Source organism: Microbacterium sp. BE35, from assembly GCF_031457705.1.
GTDB lineage: Bacteria > Actinomycetota > Actinomycetes > Actinomycetales > Microbacteriaceae > Microbacterium > Microbacterium trichothecenolyticum.
This window is the reverse complement of the sequence record NZ_JAVDXD010000003.1, coordinates 1-19,763: the sequence shown is the minus strand read 5'-3', so window position 1 is coordinate 19,763 and position 19,763 is coordinate 1. Positions and strand designations below refer to the sequence as shown.

The 19,763-nt window shown below is 71.0% G+C and carries 21 protein-coding genes; 12 read left to right on the top strand and 9 right to left on the bottom strand.

The window, feature by feature from the left end; translation table 11 throughout:
* Positions 1-81: 81 nt before the first annotated feature.
* Positions 82-306 carry a DUF3107 domain-containing protein gene (locus J2Y46_RS11390; RefSeq protein WP_045296833.1) on the top strand — a complete coding sequence of 75 codons (225 nt, stop codon included), beginning with the start codon at positions 82-84 and terminating at the stop codon, positions 304-306.
* 12 nt (positions 307-318) lie between these two features.
* Positions 319-609, top strand: coding sequence for a hypothetical protein (locus J2Y46_RS11385; protein ID WP_045296832.1), 291 nt, complete (start codon positions 319-321; stop codon positions 607-609).
* Positions 610-674: 65 nt separating this feature from the next.
* On the opposite strand, the gene J2Y46_RS11380 is transcribed toward J2Y46_RS11385, so the two are convergent.
* Positions 675-1,388 carry a ferritin-like fold-containing protein gene (locus J2Y46_RS11380; RefSeq protein ID WP_045296831.1) on the bottom strand — a complete coding sequence of 238 codons (714 nt, stop codon included), beginning with the start codon at positions 1,386-1,388 and terminating at the stop codon, positions 675-677.
* Positions 1,389-1,599: 211 nt separating this feature from the next.
* Here J2Y46_RS11380 and J2Y46_RS11375 point away from each other — a divergent pair, with 211 nt between their 5' ends.
* The gene (locus tag J2Y46_RS11375) at positions 1,600-3,135 is read left to right on the top strand and encodes a DEAD/DEAH box helicase (RefSeq protein WP_310242402.1); all 1,536 of its coding nucleotides are present in this window, start codon (positions 1,600-1,602) and stop codon (positions 3,133-3,135) included.
* A 107-nt stretch (positions 3,136-3,242) separates the two neighbouring features.
* Entirely contained in the window at positions 3,243-3,674 is a 432-nt protein-coding gene (locus J2Y46_RS11370; RefSeq protein ID WP_045296829.1) for an SHOCT domain-containing protein, read from the top strand.
* 68 nt (positions 3,675-3,742) lie between these two features.
* Here the strand turns inward: J2Y46_RS11370 and J2Y46_RS11365 are convergent, their stop codons facing one another.
* Positions 3,743-4,606, bottom strand: a complete 864-nt coding sequence (locus tag J2Y46_RS11365; RefSeq protein ID WP_045296828.1) for a PHP domain-containing protein — start codon at positions 4,604-4,606, stop codon at positions 3,743-3,745.
* Between the two features lie 83 nt (positions 4,607-4,689).
* Here J2Y46_RS11365 and J2Y46_RS11360 point away from each other — a divergent pair, with 83 nt between their 5' ends.
* The 3 genes from J2Y46_RS11360 (at position 4,690) to J2Y46_RS11350 (ending at position 9,009) form a co-directional block, all read left to right on the top strand.
* Entirely contained in the window at positions 4,690-5,712 is a 1,023-nt protein-coding gene (locus J2Y46_RS11360; protein WP_310242398.1) for an endonuclease/exonuclease/phosphatase family protein, read from the top strand.
* A gap of 38 nt (positions 5,713-5,750) precedes the next feature.
* Entirely contained in the window at positions 5,751-7,184 is a 1,434-nt protein-coding gene (locus J2Y46_RS11355; protein WP_310242396.1) for an aminopeptidase P family protein, read from the top strand.
* Positions 7,185-7,269: 85 nt separating this feature from the next.
* The gene (locus J2Y46_RS11350) at positions 7,270-9,009 is read left to right on the top strand and encodes a gamma-glutamyltransferase (protein WP_310243037.1); all 1,740 of its coding nucleotides are present in this window, start codon (positions 7,270-7,272) and stop codon (positions 9,007-9,009) included.
* Between the two features lie 6 nt (positions 9,010-9,015).
* Here J2Y46_RS11350 and J2Y46_RS11345 read toward each other — a convergent pair whose 3' ends face one another.
* Positions 9,016-10,164 carry a citrate/2-methylcitrate synthase gene (locus J2Y46_RS11345; protein WP_310242394.1) on the bottom strand — a complete coding sequence of 383 codons (1,149 nt, stop codon included), beginning with the start codon at positions 10,162-10,164 and terminating at the stop codon, positions 9,016-9,018.
* 115 nt (positions 10,165-10,279) lie between these two features.
* On the opposite strand from J2Y46_RS11345, the gene J2Y46_RS11340 reads away from it, so the two are divergent.
* Positions 10,280-11,479: a citrate/2-methylcitrate synthase gene (locus J2Y46_RS11340; RefSeq protein WP_310242392.1), complete on the top strand. Its 1,200-nt coding sequence runs from the start codon at positions 10,280-10,282 to the stop codon at positions 11,477-11,479.
* Here J2Y46_RS11340 and J2Y46_RS11335 read toward each other — a convergent pair.
* Together J2Y46_RS11335 and J2Y46_RS11330 are read right to left on the bottom strand one after the other, a co-directional pair.
* Positions 11,455-12,153, bottom strand: a complete 699-nt coding sequence (locus J2Y46_RS11335; protein WP_310242390.1) for an alpha/beta family hydrolase — start codon at positions 12,151-12,153, stop codon at positions 11,455-11,457. The genes J2Y46_RS11340 and J2Y46_RS11335 overlap by 25 nt on opposite strands.
* On the bottom strand, positions 12,150-12,887 hold the full coding sequence (locus J2Y46_RS11330) for a general stress protein (protein WP_310242388.1): 738 nt from the start codon (positions 12,885-12,887) through the stop codon (positions 12,150-12,152). Before J2Y46_RS11330 ends, J2Y46_RS11335 begins: the two co-directional genes overlap by 4 nt.
* Positions 12,888-12,927: 40 nt before the next feature.
* On the opposite strand from J2Y46_RS11330, the gene J2Y46_RS11325 reads away from it, so the two are divergent.
* The 3 genes from J2Y46_RS11325 to J2Y46_RS11315 are packed head-to-tail and all read left to right on the top strand — an operon-like array spanning position 12,928 to position 15,931.
* Positions 12,928-14,256 (top strand): magnesium transporter MgtE N-terminal domain-containing protein, encoded by a 1,329-nt coding sequence (locus J2Y46_RS11325; RefSeq protein ID WP_045296038.1) that lies wholly within the window; start codon positions 12,928-12,930, stop codon positions 14,254-14,256.
* A complete protein-coding gene (locus J2Y46_RS11320; RefSeq protein ID WP_045296040.1) occupies positions 14,256-14,783 on the top strand; it encodes a DUF1003 domain-containing protein in 528 nt (175 codons plus the stop codon). Before J2Y46_RS11325 ends, J2Y46_RS11320 begins: the two co-directional genes overlap by 1 nt.
* Positions 14,780-15,931, top strand: coding sequence for an Mrp/NBP35 family ATP-binding protein (locus J2Y46_RS11315; RefSeq protein ID WP_310242385.1), 1,152 nt, complete (start codon positions 14,780-14,782; stop codon positions 15,929-15,931). Before J2Y46_RS11320 ends, J2Y46_RS11315 begins: the two co-directional genes overlap by 4 nt.
* Before the next feature lie 13 nt (positions 15,932-15,944).
* On the opposite strand, the gene J2Y46_RS11310 is transcribed toward J2Y46_RS11315, so the two are convergent.
* Complete coding sequence (locus J2Y46_RS11310) at positions 15,945-16,316, bottom strand: translocase (protein WP_045296043.1); 372 nt, start codon at positions 16,314-16,316, stop codon at positions 15,945-15,947.
* A 72-nt stretch (positions 16,317-16,388) separates the two neighbouring features.
* Between J2Y46_RS11310 and J2Y46_RS11305 the strand changes: the two genes are divergently transcribed.
* Complete coding sequence (locus tag J2Y46_RS11305; RefSeq protein ID WP_045296044.1) at positions 16,389-17,024, top strand: O-methyltransferase; 636 nt, start codon at positions 16,389-16,391, stop codon at positions 17,022-17,024.
* A gap of 63 nt (positions 17,025-17,087) precedes the next feature.
* On the opposite strand, the gene J2Y46_RS11300 is transcribed toward J2Y46_RS11305, so the two are convergent.
* From J2Y46_RS11300 to dapE, 3 genes are all read right to left on the bottom strand, one after another.
* A complete protein-coding gene (locus tag J2Y46_RS11300) occupies positions 17,088-17,261 on the bottom strand; it encodes a DUF3117 domain-containing protein (RefSeq protein WP_019179788.1) in 174 nt (57 codons plus the stop codon).
* 95 nt (positions 17,262-17,356) lie between these two features.
* Positions 17,357-18,580 (bottom strand): hypothetical protein, encoded by a 1,224-nt coding sequence (locus J2Y46_RS11295; protein WP_310242376.1) that lies wholly within the window; start codon positions 18,578-18,580, stop codon positions 17,357-17,359.
* Positions 18,562-19,638: a succinyl-diaminopimelate desuccinylase gene (dapE, locus tag J2Y46_RS11290; protein WP_045296046.1), complete on the bottom strand. Its 1,077-nt coding sequence runs from the start codon at positions 19,636-19,638 to the stop codon at positions 18,562-18,564. The genes J2Y46_RS11295 and dapE overlap by 19 nt, the downstream gene beginning before the upstream one ends.
* Positions 19,639-19,763: the final 125 nt, after the last annotated feature.

Genomic DNA, 19,763 nt, shown 5'->3' with positions numbered 1-19,763 from the left:
CGGGGACCCTCAGCCTTTCCGCCAGGAGGAGCCCTCAGCCATCTGGCACACAACTATCGCCCCGCGCAGGAGGTCAGTCACGTGGAGATCCGCATCGGCATCGCGAACACCGGCCGCGAGCTCAACTTCGAGACGAACGAGCCGGCGGCAGACGTGAAGAAGTCCGTCGCCGCAGCGCTCGACGCCGGCGCCACGCACGTCACCTTCGCCGACGCGAAGGGGAACTCGTACATCGTCCCCACCGCGGGCCTCGCGTACATCGAGCTCGGCTCCGAAGAGTCGCGCCGCGTCGGCTTCGTCGCCTGAGCGGACCCGGGCATGCAGATCCTCATCGCGTTCATCGTCGGCGCGGTCGTCGGCATCGGCATCCACTTCCAGCTGCACCAGCGCCTGACGCGCGGGGTCGTCCTGGCGCCGATGATCGGCGCCGTGTCGGCCGGTGCGGCGTGGTCGATCCTGACGTGGCTCGGTGTGGGGATCGACACGCCGTGGCCGTGGCTCGCGGCGCTCATCGTCCCGATGGTGGTCACCTACCCGGCGATCACCCTCACCTCTCGCGCGCGCGTCGCCCACGACGCGCGCGAGAAGGCGCGCCTCGGCATCGGCTGATCGCGCTCGGCCGAGCGCGCCCGAACCCCGCCGCGATCGGGGGCACGAAGCATCCGTTCGGCGTGTCAGGCCGCCAGGCCCATGGCGTCCATGCGCCGCGAGTGCGCGGCCATGAGCTCTGTGAAGACGGGCTCCACCTTCTCCTCGGCCACCGGGCCGAGGTCGGTCGGCCGCAGCGCGGCTCGCGCGATGAGCAGGGTGTCGCCGACGAGGCGGCGCCCCCACAGCGCCAGCAGCGATTTCCATTCCGGGTCGCTCGCGATGGCCTGGGAGATCAGCTCGACGATGGCCTGACGGTCGTCATCGGCCTGCAGGATGTGCGCCACGCGGTCGCCCGTCTCCCCGTAGCTCGCCGACAGCGCCAGGTAGAAGTCGTCGAGCATGCCTGCGGTGATGTGCACCGACAGCATCGTCTCCTGCGGTCGCACGCCGTGCGTGGCCGCCCGGAAGGCGTCCAGGGGCTCGCGGAACGGCCGCATGATCTCGGTGGGGTCGTCGCCGCGTTCGCGGATCAGCGCGACCAGCGCCTCATGCTTGGTGAGAGCCGCGCCGGCGGCGCGGGACACCGCCTCCTTCTCGCCCAGCTCGGGGGTCGACTGGATCAACTCGGTGAGCGTCTCGAAGAAGCTGAGCTGCAGATAAGCCGCCTGGCCGAGGAAGGTGTCGATGTCCGGGGCGAGCTCCTCGAAGTCGACGCGATTGCCACCGCTCAGCTCGTCGCGCGAGCGCAGCTGCAGCCTGCGCCCCGTTTCGCGACGCTGCCAGAACCACTTCACCATGGACGAAAGCCTACGAGGGGACAAGCCTCCACGCTCGCGCCGGGGTCCTCCGGTATCGTGGGTGTCGTCCCCGGCGTCGGATCGGGGCGCCCGCGCCTGTGGGAAAGAAGGGCGTGGATCGCACTTCCGCCCGCGCGGCGACCGCTCAGAGTCGTCGGACGCGCCAGGGCATGAACCCAGGCAGCATCCCACTGCCGGACAGGCACACATCGTGACGACCTTCGCCGAACTCGGCGTTGATCAGGACATCGTCGACGCGCTCTCCGCAAAGGGCATCGTGGACGCGTTCCCCATCCAGGAGCAGACCATCCCCCTCGGCCTTCCCGGCCAGGACATCATCGGCCAGGCCAAGACCGGCACCGGCAAGACCTTCGGCTTCGGCATCCCCGTCGTCCAGCGTCTCGGCGCCGACCCGGCCCCCGGGGTCAAGGCGCTCATCGTGGTCCCGACCCGGGAGCTGTGCGTCCAGGTCTACGAAGACATGGACATGCTCACCTCGAACCGCTCCGCGAGCGTCGTCGCCATCTACGGCGGCAAGGCCTACGAGGGCCAGATCGACCAGCTCAAGGCGGGCGCGCAGATCGTCGTGGGAACCCCGGGCCGCCTCATCGACCTCAACAACCAGCGACTTCTGGACCTCTCGAACGCGACCGAGGTCGTGCTCGACGAGGCGGACAAGATGCTCGACCTCGGGTTCCTCCCCGACATCGAGAAGATCTTCTCGAAGGTGCCCGCCATCCGTCACACTCAGCTCTTCTCGGCGACGATGCCCGGGCCGATCGTCGCGCTGGCGCGCCGGTTCATGTCGAACCCGATCCACATCCGCGCGACGGATCCCGACGAGGGCCTCACGCAGGCCAACATCAAGCACCTCGTCTACCGGGCGCACTCGCTCGACAAGGACGAGATCATCGCCCGCATCCTGCAGGCGGAGGGCCGCGGCAAGTCCGTGATCTTCACACGCACCAAGCGCGCCGCCCAGAAGCTCGTGGACGAGCTGAACGACCGTGGCTTCAACGCGGGCGCGGTCCACGGCGACATGAGCCAGGAGTCGCGGGAGCGCTCGATGGCGGGCTTCAAGGCCGGCAAGAAGGACGTGCTGATCGCGACCGACGTCGCCGCGCGCGGCATCGACGTCGACGACGTCACGCACGTCATCAACCACACGATCCCCGACGACGAGAAGACGTACCTGCACCGCGCCGGCCGCACCGGCCGCGCCGGCAAGACCGGCATCGCAGTCACGTTCGTGGACTGGGAGGACCTGCACAAGTGGGCCCTCATCAACCGCGCCCTCGAGTTCGGCCAGCCCGAGCCGGTCGAGACCTACTCGTCGAGCCCGCACCTGTTCTCGGACCTCGACATCCCCGCGGGCACGAAGGGCCGCATCGTGACGGCCCCGAAGACCCAGGCCGTCCGCGTCCAGCCCGAGAGCGCGGCGGATGCTGCCGCCGAGGTCGAGACGAACGGCCAGGCTCCGCGGAGCCGGCGCCGGCGTCGCCGGTCGGGCTCGACCGAGCGGGTCGGCTCCACGTTCCAGACCGGCGAGGCGGGTGCTGCCGGGTCGCAGGAGCACGGCGCGCCCGGGAGCGCGGACGGCGACCGCTCCACCGACGGGGGCGGAACCCACGACGGCGGGGGCAAGGAGCACCACGACGGCAAGCCCGCTCCGCGGCGCCGTCGCCGCCGTCGCGGCGGCAGCGGTGGCGGGTCGACCCCCGCGGGTGGCGCCGCCGTCGGCGCCTGAATCCGTCTTCTCCTGTCGCGGCGCCGTCATCCGGCGCCGCGACAGCGCTATGGTGAGCGCTGACGGCGCACAGGGCGCCGGTACCTCGCATTCACGAAAGGCACACGATGCGCATCATCGAGGCCGTGACCACCGGTTATGAGTACCAGGGCTTCTGGGGCTCCTTCTGGGACATCATCTGGTGGTTCCTCTGGATCTTCTTCTTCATGGCGTACCTGTTCGCGCTGTTCGCTGTGATCGCCGACCTGTTCCGCGACCACAAGCTGAGCGGCTGGTGGAAGGCCGTCTGGATCATCTTCCTGATCTTCGTGCCCTTCCTGACGCTGCTGGTCTACCTCATCGCGCGCGGGAACGGCATGGCCAAGCGCAGCGCGAAGGAGGCCTCGGAGCTGCAGAGCGCACAGGACGCCTACATCAAGTCCGTCGCGGGCGCAGGCCCCAGCCCGGCCGACGAGATCGCCAAGGCGAAGGGTCTCCTCGACGCCGGCACGATCACGCAGGCCGAGTACGACGCGCTGAAGGCCAAGGCGCTCGGCTGAACGGCACCGTGCCGATCGTCACGATCTGACCCGCGGCATCCGCGGTCACGAAGCGCCCTCGTCCGCCCTCACGGGTAGACGGGGGCGCTTCCCGTCGCGCGGGCGATGATGCGCCCCACCATCTCGTCGGTGGTGGTGTTCTCGCCCGGCTGGTTGGGCTTTCCCAGCCCGTGGTAGTCGCTGGAGCCCGTCACGACGAGGTCGCGCTCGCGGCACAGGTCGCGCAGGGTCGCGAGCGCGGGGTCGCGGTTCTCGCGGTGACCCAGTTCGAAGCCTGCGAGGCCGGCGTCCAGCATCCGTTCCATCACGCGCATGGGAAGCAGGCCTGCGCGCCCGGCCGGATGCGCGATGACCGCCACTCCCCCGGCGCCCGCGACGAGTCCCACCGCGGTCACCGGGTCGGGCGCGTAAAGGGCGACGTAGTAGTCGCCCCGCGGGCTCAGGATGCCGGCGAACGCCTCAGCGCGATCGCGGACGAGTCCCCGTGCCACCAGAGCGTCGGCGATATGCGGCCGGCCCACGGTCGCGGCATCGGTGGTCTGCTCGAGGATGTCGTCCCACACCAGGTCGTAGTCGCGCGCGATGCGGTCGGCCATCAGGCGGGCCCGATCCAGCCGCGAGGACCGGATGCGCGCGGTCTCGGCTCGCAGCGCCGGCTCGTCGGGGTCGGGCAGGTACGCCAGCACGTGGACGCTGCGCCACTCGTGCCGCGCCGACAGCTCCATCCCGGGAAGGAACGTCATGCCGAGGGATGTCGCGGCCTCCGCGGCCTCGGCCCAGCCCGACGTGGTGTCGTGGTCCGTGAGGGCGGCCGTGCGCACCCCGTGCCGGTGGGCGGACGCCATCACCTCGGCGGGTGGCTGCGTGCCGTCGGAGTTCGCCGAGTGCAGATGCAGGTCGCTCGGCCCTTCGAACCGCTGCAGTCTGGGCATCCTCCGAGCGTAGCGCGGCGCGAAACGCGCGACGCCCGCGCGCGCTGACGGATCTCACAGCCTGCTCGCATAGAGTCGCGGTCGTGCTTCGCCTGCTCGGGATCCTCTTCGCCGTGCTGTGCGCCATCGCCGCCGCGGTGCTGACCTTCCCGGGTTTCTTCCGTGTCGAGCGCATCTATCCCATCGCCCAGATCGTGTCGTTCCGAGGCCTCCTCGCCCTGGCGTTCGCCGCCGCGGCGCTGTTGGCGCTCCTCCTCTCGATCGCCCGCCCGATCCGCGCGTTCGCGTTCTCGATCGCGGTGGTCGCGGGGCTCGCCACCGTCGCGAATGTCGCCGTGCTGTCGTCGCGCGGCGGGCTGGGCAGCGACCCGCTCCCGGCGAAGACCGAGTCGTCCATCCGCATCATGACGTGGAACACCGCCGGCGCCGCCACGCCGCCCGAGACGATCGCGAAGATCGCCGTCGCGATGGACGCCGACATCGTCGCGCTCCCCGAGACGACCATCGAGACCGGCGAGAGCGTCGCCATCGCGATGCGCGACCTCGGACACCGCATGTGGGCGCACCACGCCTCCGACCCGTCGACGGAATGGGACGCCGGCTCGACGACGCTCCTGATCTCACCCGAGCTCGGCGACTACGCCGTGATCGAGTCCTCGCTCGACGGCAGCAGCAACACCTCGACCGTGCCCAGCGCGGTGGCGATGCCGGTGTCGGGCGACGGACCCACCGTCGTGGCGGTGCATGCGGTCGCCCCACGCCCCAGCTACATGCAGAACTGGCGCGACGATCTCCAATGGCTGGCCGATCAGTGCGGCGACGGCAACGTGATCATGGCCGGCGACTTCAACGCCACGGTCGATCACATGTCGGGTCTCGGGCTCGACGGTGCCACGCTGGGCCACTGCACCGATGCCGCAGCCGAGACGGGCAACGGCGCGCTGGGAACCTGGTCGGCCGACATGCCTGCCATCCTCGGCGCCCCGATCGACCACGTGATGGCGACGCCGCAGTGGCGGGCCACGGGCTCGCTCGTCCTGCGCTCGCTCGACGATTCCGGGTCCGACCACCGCCCGCTCATCGTCCAGTACGACCCCGCCGGCTGAACTGTCCGCGCTCCCACGCGCGTGCGAGACTGGGAGGCATGAGCAGCGCAGCCAGCGAGCAGTCCCCCGGCGCCACGAGCACCACCGAGACCTCGACCCCGACGTCGACCAGCACGAACCGCCGTCAGCCGTACGGGCAGGGCTTCCTCGACACCATCTCGACCGGATGGGCCGAACGCCCGGAGTCCGCTCCGCCGGCACGCCCGCAGGCAGCCTTCACGGCTGCGCGGCGTGACGCGGTTTCTGCCGCCTTCCCGGGCAAGCGCCTCGTGATCCCCGCGGGCGAGCTCAAGCAGCGCAGCAATGACACCGACTACCCGTTCCGCGCGCACTCCGCCTTCTCCCACCTGACGGGCTGGGCGTCCGACGCCGAGCCCGGCGCCGTGCTGGTATTCGAGCCCCGCTCGTCAGGCGGCCACGACGTCACGCTGTACTTCCGCGAGCGCGCCGACCGCACGACGAGCGAGTTCTACTCGGATGCCTCGATCGGCGAGTTCTGGATCGGCCCCCGACCCGCCCTTGCCGGCGTCGCATCCGACCTCGGCCTCGCGACGGCGCACATCGACGACTTCGAGGCCGGCGACGGGGATGTCGTGCTCGACGAGGACGACGACCTCACCCGGTTCGTCTCGGAGCTGCGGCTCGTGAAGGACGCCTACGAGGTCGGTCAGATGGAACTCGCCGTCCAGGTCACCGCGTCCGGTTTCGACGACATCGTCGCGAACCTCCCCGCGATCGTCGAGCATCCCCGCGGCGAGCGCGTCGTGGAAGGTGTCTTCCACCAGCGTGCGCGCAGCGACGGCAACACCGTCGGCTACGACACGATCGCAGCGTCCGGCCCCCACGCGTGCTACCTGCATTGGACGCGCAACGACGGCGCCGTCGTCCCCGGGGACCTCATCCTCATCGACGCCGGCGTCGAGGTCGACAGCCTCTACACCGCCGACATCACACGCACGCTGCCGGTGAGCGGCCGCTTCACGGACGTGCAGCGCAAGGTGTATGAGACCGTGCGCGAGGCGGCCGACGCCGCGTTCGCCGTGGCGAAGCCTGGCGTGAAGTTCCGCTCGATCCACGAGGCGGCGATGCAGGTCATCGCGACGCGTGTGGCCGAATGGGGTCTCCTCCCCGTCACCGCCGAGGAGGCGCTCGACGCCGAGAACGGCGGCCACCACCGGCGCTACATGGTGCACGGCACGAGCCACCACCTCGGCATCGACGTGCACGACTGCGCGCAGGCGCGCCGCGACATGTACTACGACGGCATCCTCGAGGCGGGCATGGTCTTCACGATCGAGCCCGGCCTGTACTTCCAGATCGACGACATCACCGTTCCCGAGGAGTACCGCGGCATCGGCGTGCGCATCGAGGACGATATCCTCATGACCGCCGACGGACCGGTCAACCTGTCCGCCGCGATCCCGCGCACCGCCGACGAGGTCGAGGCATGGATCGCCCGCGGCGGCCGCTGAACGCCCTCATCGGTCATCGAGCGTGTCGAAGTACACCGCCCCGTCGTCCTTCACGACGCGTCCGACCCTGACGGGCACGTTCGGTATGGCCGCGTCCACGCACTGGATCGCGACGGCGACCGCGCAGGCCGTGCTCGAACGGGGCGGCAACGCCTTCGACGCGTCGGTCGCCGCGGCCTTCGTCCTGCACGTCGTCGAGCCCCACCTCAACGGGCCCGGCGGCGATCTCGTGGCGATCTTCCAGCCGGTGGATGCCGCCGCCCCGACCGTGCTGATGGGCCAGGGCCCGGCGCCCGCCGGCGCCACGATCGAGCACTACCGCAGCGAGGGTCTCGAGCTCACGCCCGGCGCCGGAGGCCTCGCGTCCGCGGTGCCCGGCGCCGTGGACGCATGGCTGCTGCTGCTGCGCGACCACGGGACATGGGAGCTCACCGACGTCCTCGCGTACGCCATCGGCTATGCGCGCGACGGGCACCCGCTCGTGGCGGGCGCGGCCGCCACGATCGCGCGCGTCGCCGAGCTCTTCCGCGAAGACTGGCCGACATCCGCCGACCTGTGGGTGCCCGGGGGCGAGATTCCGGTCGCCGGTCAGATCATGCGGAACCCGGCCTACGCCGAGGTGCTCGACTCGCTGGTCCACGCGTCGTGCACCGTGCGCGACGACGGGCCCGTCGGACGGGCCGCCCGCATCGACGCCGCGCGGCGCGATTGGAAGACCGGGATCGTCGCGCACGAGGCGTCCGCGTTCCTGTCGCAGCCGCACCGGCACTCCGGCGGCGGCCTGCACGCGGCGGTCATCACCGCGGACGACTTCGCGAGCTTCGACGCCGGCTACGAGCCCGCGATCACGCGGGAGTTCCGCGGCCGCACGATCGCGAAGGCCGGCGCGTGGACGCAGGGCCCCGCGCTGCTGCAGACGCTGGGCCTGCTCGAGCCCCTCGCCGACGACCTGCTCGACCCGTCGCAGGAGGAGGGCGCGCACACGATCCTCGAGGCGCAGAAGCTGGCCTACGCCGACCGCGACGCCTGGTTCGGGGACGACGACGTCGACCTCGACGCGCTGCTGTCGGCCGACTACCTCGACGCGAGAAGGTCGCAGATCACGTCGCAGGCCTCGGCCGAGTTCCGCCCGGGTCCGCTGCCGGGGCGTACGCCGTTCCGTCCCCCGCTGCGCACGACCTACGACGCTCCCACGGTGGGCACGGGCGAGCCGACCGTCGCCAGAACCGGCGAGACGCGCGGCGACACGTGCCATCTCGACGTCATCGACCGATGGGGGAACATCGTCTCGGCGACTCCCTCGGGCGGGTGGCTGCAATCCTCGCCCACCGTCCCGGCGCTGGGGTTCTGCCTCGGAACGCGTCTGCAGATGACATGGCTCGAGCCGGGGCACCCGTCTTCGCTCGTCGCAGGGAGGCGCCCGCGGACGACCCTCACACCCACGCTGGTGCTTCGGGACGGCACGCCGGAGTTCGCGATCGGCTCCCCCGGCGGCGATCAGCAGGACCAGTGGCAGGTGCTTGCCCTGCTGCGCATCATCGTCGGCGGCTATACGCCGCAGCAGGCGATCGATGCGCCCGCGCTGCACACCACTTCGATGCCCGAGTCCTTCTGGCCCCGCACCTGGACGCCCGCCGGCGCCGTCGTCGAGAACCGGCTGGGCGACTCGCTGATCGAGGGGCTCGAGCGCCGCGGCCACCGCGTCACACGAGCGGGCGACTGGGCGCTCGGCCGCGTGTCGGCCGTCGGACGGGATGCCGCCACCGGCTTCCTGTGGGGTGCGGCGAACCCGCGCGGGATGCAGGGGTACGCCGCCGGAAGATAGTCCCGATCAGGCCGCCGCCACGCGGACCGCGGGTCCCACGTAGCGCGACGACGGCCGGATGATCTTCGGGTCGTGCGCCTGTTCGAGGATGTGCGCCGTCCACCCGATCGTGCGCGCGACCGCGAACGTCGGCGTGAACATCGAGCGGGGGATCCCGCACTGCTCCATCACCAGCGCCGCCCAGAACTCGACGTTCGCGTGCAGCTCACGCCCGGGCTTCGCATCGGCCAGCAGCCGCTCGGCGCTCTGCTGGAACCGCAGCGCGAGCTCGACACGCGGCCCGCCCGTGCGCAGGGCGACGCGCTTCATCAGCTCGGCGCGCGGGTCCGCGGTGCGGTACACCGCATGACCGAACCCCATCAGACGCCGCCCCGCCGCGAGCTCGCCGCGGATCCACGAGTCGATGCGGTCGTCGGTGCCGACGGCATCGAGCCCGTCGAGGGCACGGGACGGCGCGCCCCCGTGGAGAGGTCCGGTGAGCGCTCCGAGGGCGCCGACGAGGCAGGCGGCGACGTCGGCCCCGGTCGAGGCGATGACCCGGGCGGTGAAGGTGGAGGCGTTGAAGCCGTGATCCATGACGGCGATCAGGTAGGCGGTCAGAGCGCTCTCGGTCGCCTCGTCCGGAACGAGTCCGGTGACCTGCCGGAGGTAGTTCGCGACGACGCCGCGGCCCTCCAGCACGGGCAGCTCGCGCTCTCCGCGACCGCGCCGCCAGAGGGCACCGACGAGCACCGGCGTGGCGGCGGCGAGGGCGATCGCATCGTCGAGGCGTTCGTCCTCGTCGAGATCGTAGAGAGGACGGATGCCGCGCCTCGCGCCGAGCAACGGCCAGGCGGCCGCGAGCCCGGCGAGCACCTCCGGCGTCGCCGTCGACACCGCGTCGACGACGGGGTCGAGGTCGCCGCGCCGCCGGATGGTGGCATCGGCGACGCGGGCGGCGAACCCCGGGCGCGAGGCATCCGTCGCGTCCTGTCCGGTGACGAGGAGCTGCCAGGCGTCTTCGAAGCTCGCCGTCTCCGCCAGCTCGATCGCCGACCGATCCCGGTACTGGTAGAAGCCCTCCGCCCCGCGGACGTCGCTCACGGTGGTCTCGGCGACGATCACGCCGGCGAGGCCGCGCGGCGCGTCTGTCGGGGTGAGGCGTGTCGTCGTCATGTCGGCTCCTTGCTCGAGGGTTCCGGGAAGTCGACCGCGCCGTGGGCGGTCGGTCCCGCTACACTCAGTGTCGGAACTTGATCCTGCTTTCGTCAATCTTGATCGGATCAACATCATGAGCGACCTTCCCCGGCTCACCGCGGCTGAGGCCGCGGCCCGTCTCGGCGTCAAGCCGGAATCCCTGTACGCATACGTCTCACGGGGACTGCTGTCGCGGGAGCGCGATGCCGCGGGCTCGTCGTTCGATCCGCTGGAGATCGAGGCGTTCTCGCGCCGGCGCCGACGCTCTCCGAGTGCTGTCCCCGGCTCGCCGGCTCCGGGCACCCCGCTCATGGTGCTCGACACGAGACTCGCCCACATCGAGGACGACGAGCTGCACTATCGCGAGCGATCCACCGCACGACTCGCCCGCGAGTCGACGTTCGAGGAGGTCGTGAGGTGGCTGTGGGACGTACCGGCACTGCGCGCCCCGTCGCCCGCCGATCTCGCCGTCGCGCGACGCACGATCGACGCCCTGGGCCCGGAGGCGCCGCCTGTGGACAGGCTGGTCGTCGCGGTGGCGGCTCTCGCTGCCGGCGATCCCCTGCGCGACGACCCCGATCCGTCGCAGCTGGTGCGCGTGGGAGCGCGGCTCGTCACCGGCCTGCCCGCCGCGCTCGCCCCCGCCGACCAGCCCGCGGGCGTCGCGCGGACGCTGTGGCGCGCGCTCGCTCCGCGCGATCTCCCCGGCGGACCACGACTGCTCGATGCGGCACTGGTGCTCGTCATCGACCACGATCTCGCCGTGTCGACACTCGCCGCGCGTGTCGCGGCATCGGCCCGCGCCTCCGGATATGCCGTCGTCACCGCGGCGCTCGGCGCGTTCGATGCACCCTTGCACGGCACCGCGAGCCGCGCGGCCGCGCAGCTCGTGCGCGCCGTCCGCGACGGCCGAAGCCCGTCGCTCGCCATCGCGCGCGCCGTGCGGGACGGCGGCCGCGGGATCCCGGGGTTCGGACAGCCGCTCTATGCCGCGGGCGACATGCGCGCGACCGTGCTCCTCGAGCTGCTGAGGGACGCGACGGACAGCGCGGACATCCTCGCCGCGGTCGACGCCGTCTGCGATGAGGTGGCTCGCCGCGCCGACCTGCGGCCGAACCTCGACCTCGCATTGGCCGCGCTGACCCTCTGGGCGGACATGTCCGACGACGCCGGATCGGTGATCTTCGCGATCGGACGCATCGTCGGCTGGATCTCGCACGCGGTTGACGAGTATGACGAGCGCCCGATGCGCCTGCGACCCCGAGGGCGTTACGTCGGTCCTGCTCCCGAGTGAGTCCGGCGCAGCCAGTCCGCGACCACCGGTGCGAGATCGGCCGCGATCTCGGCAGGAGGGCGTTTGCGCCCCTTCACTTCGAACGAGTGGCCGCCGCCGTCGATCCAGGCGATCGCGGCGACCCGGCACGACGCGACGGCGGCTTCGAGCTGTTCGTGGGGGTCGATGAAGGGGTCGTTCGTCCCTTCGACGAACAGCTGCGGCTGCGGCACGTCGGGCAGGTGCGAGGTGCGGGCCTTGTCGGGGCTGCCCGGCGGATGCAGCGGGTAACCGAGGTACACCAAGCCGACCGGATCGATCGCGCCCTCCGCCGCCGCCATCGACGCCATGCGCCCGCCGTACGACTTGCCCATCGCGAACACGGGGGCGCCCGCGGCGCGCTCCGCCAGCTCGGCATGGACCGCCGCCCACGTCGCGATCGCGTGCGCCGCGGGTCCCGGCATCCGTCTGCCCGCCTCTGCGTACGGGAAGTTGAACCGCAGGGTGGCTACGCCCTCCCGTGCCAGGGCGTCGGCGAAGCCGGTGAGGAACGGATGCCGATACCCCGCGCCCGCACCGTGCGCAACGGCCGCGAACGCCCATGCCGACGACGGCATGACCAGGTCGGCTGATACCTCGGCGTTCCCGTTCGGGAGCGCGACGGCGATCCGCGAGGAATCCCCGTCTGCGTTCATGCGCGCTCGCTGTCGTCCGCGCGTACCGGGTCCGCTTCGTCCTGCCCCGCGGCTGTCGACGGCTCAGGTTCGGCGGCGTCCACGGCGTGCGCGCCGGGGCCCGGAGCCACGGCGTGCGCATCCGGCGCGGATTCGCCGAGTTCGCCCTCGGCACCCGGCTTCGCCGCGACCCGCTCGCCGTATCTGGGCGGCTCGGTGGAGTGAGCGGCGGGGGCTGGGGCGACCGGCGCCGTCGGTGGGGCCGGAACGGGGGGCGTGACCGAGGTCTGGGGGCCGAGCACCTGACGCGCTCGGCCGACGCTGTTGTCGGTGACGGTGACCTCGTAGTGGTCGGCGACGACCTGCATCACGGACGCGTAGTCGCGGCGCCGACGCACGAACGAGTACGCCACGATGCTCAGCAGCATGCCGATCGCGATGCCGACGAACAGGACGCCGACGAATGCCTGGATCGGCACGGACGGCGAGCCGATCACGAGGATCGCCGAGAAGAGGAGACCGAGGAGGAGCCCGTTCACCGCGCCCGACCGCGCGGCCGACGCGTAACCCAGACGGCCGGTGATGCGCTCGATCGAGCGGAGGCCCAGCCCGACGATCGCGATGTCGCGTGCGGGAATGTCGGCCGCGATGAGGGACGACACCGCCTTCTGCGCCGCCTCGTACGTCGGGAAGCTCGCCACGGTCTGTCCGACGGCGTCGGAACCCTGCGGAGAGCGCCCTCCCATCATGGTCATCTCCCCATCCTCCCACGGCGCGCGGACTACGCTGGGACGTGTGAGCACGCAGAGGGTTTTCGTCGCGCGCCTTTCCGGGTGCTCGGTCTTCGACCCCGCCGGCGACCGTCTCGGCAAGGTCCGCGACGTCGTCGTCATCTACCGCAAAGACGATCCGCCCCGCGTGATCGGGCTGATGGTCGAGATCCCCGGCCGGCGGAACGTGTTCGTGTCGATCGGCCGCGTCACCTCGATCGCGACCGGCCAGGTCATCACCACCGGACTCATCAACGTCCGACGCTTCCAGCAGCGCGGCGGCGAGGTTCGCGTCATGGCCGAGCTCCTCGGCCGCAAGGTGTTCTTCGCCGACGGATCTGGAACCGCGGTGATCGAAGACGTGGCGATCGAGCGCAACCGCCTCGGCGAGTGGGACGTCGGTCAGCTCTTCCTGCGCAAGCCGAAGACGAGCGCCTCCCCCTTCGCCAAGGGTCCCACCACATTCGCGAACTGGGACGCGGTGCGCGAGAGCCAGGTGCCCGGCGAAGCGCAGTCCGCGGAACAGCTGGTGGCGACATACTCCGAACTTCGTCCCGCCGACCTCGCGAACACGCTGCTCGACCTGCCCGAGGAGCGGCTGCTCGAGGTCGTCGATGAGCTCCCCGACGACCGTCTGGCCGACGCCCTCGAAGAGATGCCCGAAGAGGAGCAGGTGCATATCCTCGAGGCCCTCGACGACGAACGCGCGGCCGACATCCTCGACGCCATGGAGCCCGATGACGCGGCGGACGTCCTCGGGCAGCTGCCCGAGGATCAGCGCGAAGAGCTTCTCGAGCTCATGGAGCCCGAGGAGGCGGAAGACGTCCGCGCCCTTCTCAAGTACGGGCCCGACACCGCGGGCGGCCTCATGACGAGCGAGCCCATCGTGCTCTCCGCCGATGCGACGATCGCCGAGGCTCTCGCGCTCATCCGTCGTCACGAACTGCACCCGGCGCTCGCCGCCGCCGTCTTCGTGACCCTCCCTCCGTACGAGACCCCCACGGGCCGCCTCCTCGGCACCGTGCACTTCCAGAGGATGCTGCGCTACCCGCCGCACGAGCGCTTGGGCGCGATCATCGACGACACGCTCGACCCGGTTCCGGCGACCGCGTCGGCGGCCGAGGTCGCACGTCTGCTCGCGTCGTACAACCTGGTATCCCTCCCCGTCGTCGATCCCGCCCACCGGCTGGTCGGCGCGGTCAGCGTCGACGACGTGCTCGACTACCTCCTCCCCGAGGACTGGAGATCGCACGATGCCGAGGAGGACGAACGCCAGGCATCCGAGTCCGTCCCGACCACGACCGCGAGCACGTCAGTTCTCGGCAAGCCATCCGGCGCAGGCAGGAGGCGCTGATGGCACGCAACACCCGCCAGACGTCGCTCGACGCCCCTCGCGGCCGCTCGGGCATGCTGCAGCGCACGCCTCAGCCGTCCAGCGATCGCTTCGGGCGCTTCTCGGAGGCGTTCGCCCGCGCGATGGGCACGTCGGGCTTCCTGATCGGGATGACGATCTTCGTCGCCGTGTGGCTGACGTGGAACATCTTCATGCCGCCGCAGCTGCAGTTCGACCCCGCAGCGACCAACTTCACGCTGCTCACCCTGATCCTGTCGCTGCAGGCGTCCTACGCCGCGCCTCTCATCCTCCTCGCGCAGAATCGGCAGGACGACCGCGACCGTGTGCAGATCGAGCAGGACAGGCAGCGCGCCGAGCGCAACCTCGCCGACACGGAGTACCTCGCCCGCGAGGTCGTCGCCCTTCGGATGGCCGTCAACGACTTCGCCGACCAGGTCCTCACACGCGACGTCCTCCGCAGCGAGCTGCGCGCCCTGCTCGAGAAGCTCGAGAACTCCCCTGAGGTCGAGGACGGCGCCGCACGATGAGCCCGGCCTCCGCGGACGCCGTCCGCACCGCCGTCGGAGCCGTCTCCGACCCCGAGCTGCGCCGACCCATCGGCGAGCTCGACATGGTCCGTGACATCTCGGTGGACGACGGGGTCGCCCGCGTCGGGATCGCCCTCACGATCGTGGGGTGTCCCGCGGCGGACCGGATCGCGTCAGAGGTGCGCGCGGCGGCGTCATCCGTTCCAGGGATCACGGAGGTCGCGCTCGAGGTCGGCGTCATGACGCCGGCCGAGCGGCACGCGCTCACGGAGCGGCTGCGCGGCGGACGAGCTCGCGAGATGCCCTTCGGTCCCGGCACGCTCACGCGCGTCATCGCCGTCACAAGCGGCAAGGGCGGCGTCGGCAAGTCGACGGTCACGGCGAACCTCGCCGTCGCGCTGGCCGCACGCGGGCTCGCCGTCGGGCTCCTCGACGCCGATGTGCACGGCTTCTCGATCCCGGGCCAGCTCGGGCTCGTCGCGGCCGACGGCACCGTACCGCAGCCGACGCGCGTCGACGACCTGATGCTGCCGCGCGTCGCACATGGCGTGAAGGTGATCTCGATCGGCATGTTCCTGCGCCGTTCCGGGGGCGACGCCCCGGTCGGCGCCGTCGCATGGCGCGGGCCAATGCTGCATCGCACCGTGCAGCAGTTCCTCACCGACGTCTACTTCGGCGACCTCGACGTACTCCTGCTCGACATGCCTCCCGGCACCGGCGACGTCGCGATCTCGGTGGGGCAGCTGCTGCCCAACGCCGAGGTGCTCGTCGTCACGACGCCGCAGGCGGCGGCGGCCGACGTCGCGGTGCGCAGCGGCGTCGTCGCGCGCCAGACCGGGCAGCGCGTCATCGGGGTGGTCGAGAACATGGCCGCCATGACGCTTCCCGACGGTACGACGGTCGATGTGTTCGGCGCGGGCGGCGGCGGCGCGGTCGCCGAAGCGCTGTCGCAGCCGGACGCCGAGGTGCCGCTGCTGGCCTCGGTGCCGCTCAGCCCGACACTGCGGGCGGATGCGGATGCCGGAACCCCGGCAGTCCTCGCACACCCCGACGATCCTGCGTCGCGCGTCATCGCCGGCCTCGCCGAGATGCTGGCTCAGACGCCGCGCGGCCTGTCGGGGCGCTCGCTCCCGTTCCGCCCGCGCTGATCGGCCCCGCGGGTCAGGTCGCTTCGCTGTCGTAGGGCGTCGGTCCGTCGATCGGGCTGCGGTACGGCGACCGCTCCGGCGTCGTCGGCGGCAGCGGTGGCGGCGGCGGGACGAGGCTCGCGACCGGAGCGTCGTCGAGGAGCGCCTCGCGGATGATGCGGCGCGGGTCGTACTGCCGAGGGTCGAGCGTGCGCCAGTCCACGTCGTCGAAATCCTCGCCCATCTCGTCGCGCACGCGCGTCCGCGCGGTCGTCACCCAGGTCCGCGCCCGCTTGGTCAGCCCGGCGAGGGCCTCCGCATAGCGGGGCAGCCGCTCGGGTCCGAGGATGAGTGCCGCGACGAGTCCGATCAGCAGGAGCTTCTCGATCGTGAGGCCGAAGATCATGCCTTCAGATTACCGCCGCGCCTGTGCGGCCAGCGCCGCGCGGCCGCGTAGGCTGGCGGGCGGAGGATTCCGATGGGAGAGCAGAACGCGAACCAGCGGTTCGTCGACGAGGCGACGAGCGAGCCGGAGCACATCGCGCGCGCCCGCGCGCACGCGCTCGAACTCGGGGCCGCGCCGATCAGCCCGGCGATCGGCGCCCAGTGCGCGATCATCGCCGCGGTGTCGCAGGCGCTCAACATCGTCGAGATCGGCACCGGTGCCGGAGTCTCCGGCCTCTGGCTGCTGCACGGCTCCCCGCGCGCGACCCTCACCACCATCGACAAGGAGCCCGAGCACCTCGGCGCCGCCCGCCAGGCATTCGCCGAGGCGCGGATCCCTCCAGCGCGCGCCCGCTTCATCACCGGCCGCGCGTCAGAGGTGCTGCCGCGCATGAATGAGGCGTCCTACGACATCGTGCTCGTGGACGCCGACCCCGAGGGGGTCATCGAGTACGTCGAGCACGGTCTGCGCCTGGTCCGGGCCGGCGGGACGGTGCTCGTCCCCCGTGTGCTCGCCGGTGGCGCCGTAGCCGATCCGGTGCGCCGCGACCCGGTCACCACCGCGTACCGCTCGCTCATCCAGGAGACGCAGGCATCCCCCGCGGTGATCGGCGCACTGTCGATCACGGGCGAGGGACTGCTGCAGCTCACCACCGTCTCCACGTCCTGACATCTCCGCACCGCAGACGCGAACGGCCGGTCCCGATAGGACCGGCCGTCGCGCAACGAGCGATTACGCGGCGTTGACGACGCCCCCCAGGACGTCGTAGAGCTCCTTGGCCTCAGCGTCGTTCACCGAGACGACAAGGCGACCGCCTCCCTCGAGCGGAACCCGCACGATGATGAGTCGACCCTCCTTCACGGCCTCCATCGGCCCGTCTCCGGTTCTCGGCTTCATGGCTGCCATTGCGGCTCCTTTTCATCGATGGTCTGCACATCGAGTTTATCGTGAGGGCCGACGCCCCGGGCACGCCTGGGGAAAGCGGCATCCGTCATCCGGCGTCACGGGACCTGCCAGTTCGTACTTCCCAGCGCATACATGTTGTAGATCCACCACCATTGTCCCGCGAGACACGCGATCAGCACACCGATCCGCCACGCGCGGGAGCGCGGAACCGCGAACGCGCCCCACAGCGGCGACAGCGGCACCAACAGCCGGAAGATGCTCGACTGCGGAAAGAACACCAGCAGGAGGTAGACGAGGTAGCTGGCGCTCCACAGGCGGATCTCGATGCCGAGACGGCGGACCTGCGGCAGCGCGATCAGGGCGACCGCGACGACGAGCAGCCCTCCGGCCACGAGGATGTAGCCGAGTGCCAGCGGGAGGTGCCACATCGTCTCGAACCAGTATGAGATTCCCGCGAGGAACGGCTCGAATGGCGTGAACGTCGCGTCACCGAGGATCCAGTTGCGACGCCAGGCCATCTCCGTGACGAGATAGGCCTCAGGATTCCCGGTGACCCATCCGGCGATGAACTGCCACGCGAACCCCGCGACCGCGGCGAGCAGCCCGGCGGCGATGATGTGCGCGATCTCCGGAGCCCGCAGCGGTTCACGCGCGCGCGTGAGCCAGCGCCAGATGCCGAACAGTGCGAGGAACAGGGCGAACGCGAGGACGCCGGGGCGTGTGAACGCCATCAGCGGGATCAAGGCGTACAGCCACACATAGCGCTGGCGTGCGACCGCGAGCAGCGCGCAGAACAGCCAGAACAGGTTGAGCGCCTCCGCGTAGCCGACATGGAAGAGCGCAGCGAGCGGACCGCTCGCGAAGAACGCCACCGCCCAGAGCGTCGCCGACTCGTCCAGTCGCATCCGCAGCAGGTGATAGAGCGCGACGGATGCCCCGTACCCGGCCACCAGCGACACGATGAGGGCGCCGGTGTGCCAGAGGCCGAAGGGGATCGACACCCACTGCGCGAGCCACGGATAGATCGGGAGGAACGCCCAGGCGTTCTCTGCGACCTGCCCGGCGTCGTTGAGCGGCAGCTGGCTCGGGTAGCCGGAGACGGCGACCAGCCAATACCACTGGCCGTCCCAAGCGACGATGGTGTCGCCCAGCTGGGCGTCCGCCCCCATCCGCGACGTGAAGCCGGAGAGCTCGGCGGCGGCGAACAGGAACAGGGAGGTGACGATCCTCGCGGCGACGTAGATCGCCGCGACGCGCACAGCGGTCCGGGCGGCCGACGGACGCGTCACCGGCGACAGGATCAGCTGCTCGCCAGCCATGCGCGCAGACCCTGCTCGACAGCCTCGATCTGCGCGACGGGAACCCGCTCCTCGTCGTGGTGCGCCAGGTGAGGATCGCCGGGTCCGTAGTTCACCGCGGGCACGCCCAACGCGCTGAAGCGCGCAACATCGGTCCAGCCGTACTTCGGCCGCGGCTCGGCGCCGACGGCCGCCAGGAACTCCTGTGCGAGCGGGGCGTCCAGACCGGGACGGGCGCCGGCCGCGGCATCGACGACTTCCACCTCGAACCCGGCGAGCACGTCACGCACATGGCTCTCCGCCTCCGCGACATCACGGCTCGGGGCGAAGCGGTAGTTGACCTCGACCTCGCACAGATCCGGGATCACGTTGCCGGCCACACCCCCGTTGATGCGCACCGCATTCAGCCCCTCCCGATAGACGAGCCCCTCCACCGCGACGTCGCGCGGCTCGTAGGCGGCGAGGCGCTCGAGGATCGGCGCGGCCTTGTGGATCGCGTTCTCGCCGATCCAGGCACGCGCGCTGTGCGCGCGCACCCCGTGGGTGCGGACGATCGCACGCAGGTTGCCGTTGCAGCCGCCCTCGACGGCGCCGTCGGACGGCTCCCCGAGGATGGCGAAGTCGCCGGCGAACAGGTCGGGTCGCGTGCGCGCGAGCCGCGTGAGTCCGTTCAGGTCCGCGTCGACCTCTTCGTGGTCGTACCACATCCACGTGATGTCGACCCGGGGATCCGAAAGCTCTGCGGCGAGCTTCAGCTGCACCGCGACGCCCGCCTTCATGTCGACGGTGCCGCGACCCCAGACGTACGCCTCGCCGTCGACATCGATGTCCTTCGTCGGCACGTTGCCGTTGATGGGAACCGTGTCGATGTGCCCGGCGATGACCACGCGCTGCGCGCGACCCAGGCGGGTGCGGGCGACGATCGTGTCGCCGTCGCGATAGACGTCGAGATGCTCGAGCGCGGAGACCTGCGCGAAGATCGCGTCGGCGAGGGTCTTCTCGTCGCCGGAGACGCTCGGAATGTCGCAGATGATGCGAGTGAGTTCGACAGAAGACAGAGACAGGTCGAGCGCCGGCATCCTTCGAGTCTACCGACCGCGAATATCGGGCTGTTAACGCGGAATGGCCACCCGTGGGGGTGGCCATTCCGTGAATGGGTGTCCGGCGGTGTCCTACTCTCCCACAGGGTCCCCCCTGCAGTACC

Excerpts from the sequence above, each read along its gene's own strand:
- J2Y46_RS11385 (WP_045296832.1), top strand. The coding sequence starts at position 319 with ATGCAGATCCTCATCGCGTTCATCGTCGGCGCGGTCGTCGGCATCGGC.
- J2Y46_RS11380 (WP_045296831.1), bottom strand. The coding sequence starts at position 1,388 with ATGGTGAAGTGGTTCTGGCAGCGTCGCGAAACGGGGCGCAGGCTGCAG.
- J2Y46_RS11370 (WP_045296829.1), top strand. The coding sequence starts at position 3,243 with ATGCGCATCATCGAGGCCGTGACCACCGGTTATGAGTACCAGGGCTTC.
- J2Y46_RS11365 (WP_045296828.1), bottom strand. The coding sequence starts at position 4,606 with ATGCCCAGACTGCAGCGGTTCGAAGGGCCGAGCGACCTGCATCTGCAC.
- J2Y46_RS11355 (WP_310242396.1), top strand. The coding sequence starts at position 5,751 with ATGAGCAGCGCAGCCAGCGAGCAGTCCCCCGGCGCCACGAGCACCACC.
- J2Y46_RS11350 (WP_310243037.1), top strand. The coding sequence starts at position 7,270 with ATGGCCGCGTCCACGCACTGGATCGCGACGGCGACCGCGCAGGCCGTG.
- J2Y46_RS11345 (WP_310242394.1), bottom strand. The coding sequence starts at position 10,164 with ATGACGACGACACGCCTCACCCCGACAGACGCGCCGCGCGGCCTCGCC.
- J2Y46_RS11340 (WP_310242392.1), top strand. The coding sequence starts at position 10,280 with ATGAGCGACCTTCCCCGGCTCACCGCGGCTGAGGCCGCGGCCCGTCTC.
- J2Y46_RS11335 (WP_310242390.1), bottom strand. The coding sequence starts at position 12,153 with ATGAACGCAGACGGGGATTCCTCGCGGATCGCCGTCGCGCTCCCGAAC.
- J2Y46_RS11330 (WP_310242388.1), bottom strand. The coding sequence starts at position 12,887 with ATGACCATGATGGGAGGGCGCTCTCCGCAGGGTTCCGACGCCGTCGGA.
- J2Y46_RS11320 (WP_045296040.1), top strand. The coding sequence starts at position 14,256 with ATGGCACGCAACACCCGCCAGACGTCGCTCGACGCCCCTCGCGGCCGC.
- J2Y46_RS11315 (WP_310242385.1), top strand. The coding sequence starts at position 14,780 with ATGAGCCCGGCCTCCGCGGACGCCGTCCGCACCGCCGTCGGAGCCGTC.
- J2Y46_RS11310 (WP_045296043.1), bottom strand. The coding sequence starts at position 16,316 with ATGATCTTCGGCCTCACGATCGAGAAGCTCCTGCTGATCGGACTCGTC.
- J2Y46_RS11305 (WP_045296044.1), top strand. The coding sequence starts at position 16,389 with ATGGGAGAGCAGAACGCGAACCAGCGGTTCGTCGACGAGGCGACGAGC.
- J2Y46_RS11300 (WP_019179788.1), bottom strand. The coding sequence starts at position 17,261 with ATGGCAGCCATGAAGCCGAGAACCGGAGACGGGCCGATGGAGGCCGTG.
- J2Y46_RS11295 (WP_310242376.1), bottom strand. The coding sequence starts at position 18,580 with ATGGCTGGCGAGCAGCTGATCCTGTCGCCGGTGACGCGTCCGTCGGCC.
- dapE (WP_045296046.1), bottom strand. The coding sequence starts at position 19,638 with ATGCCGGCGCTCGACCTGTCTCTGTCTTCTGTCGAACTCACTCGCATC.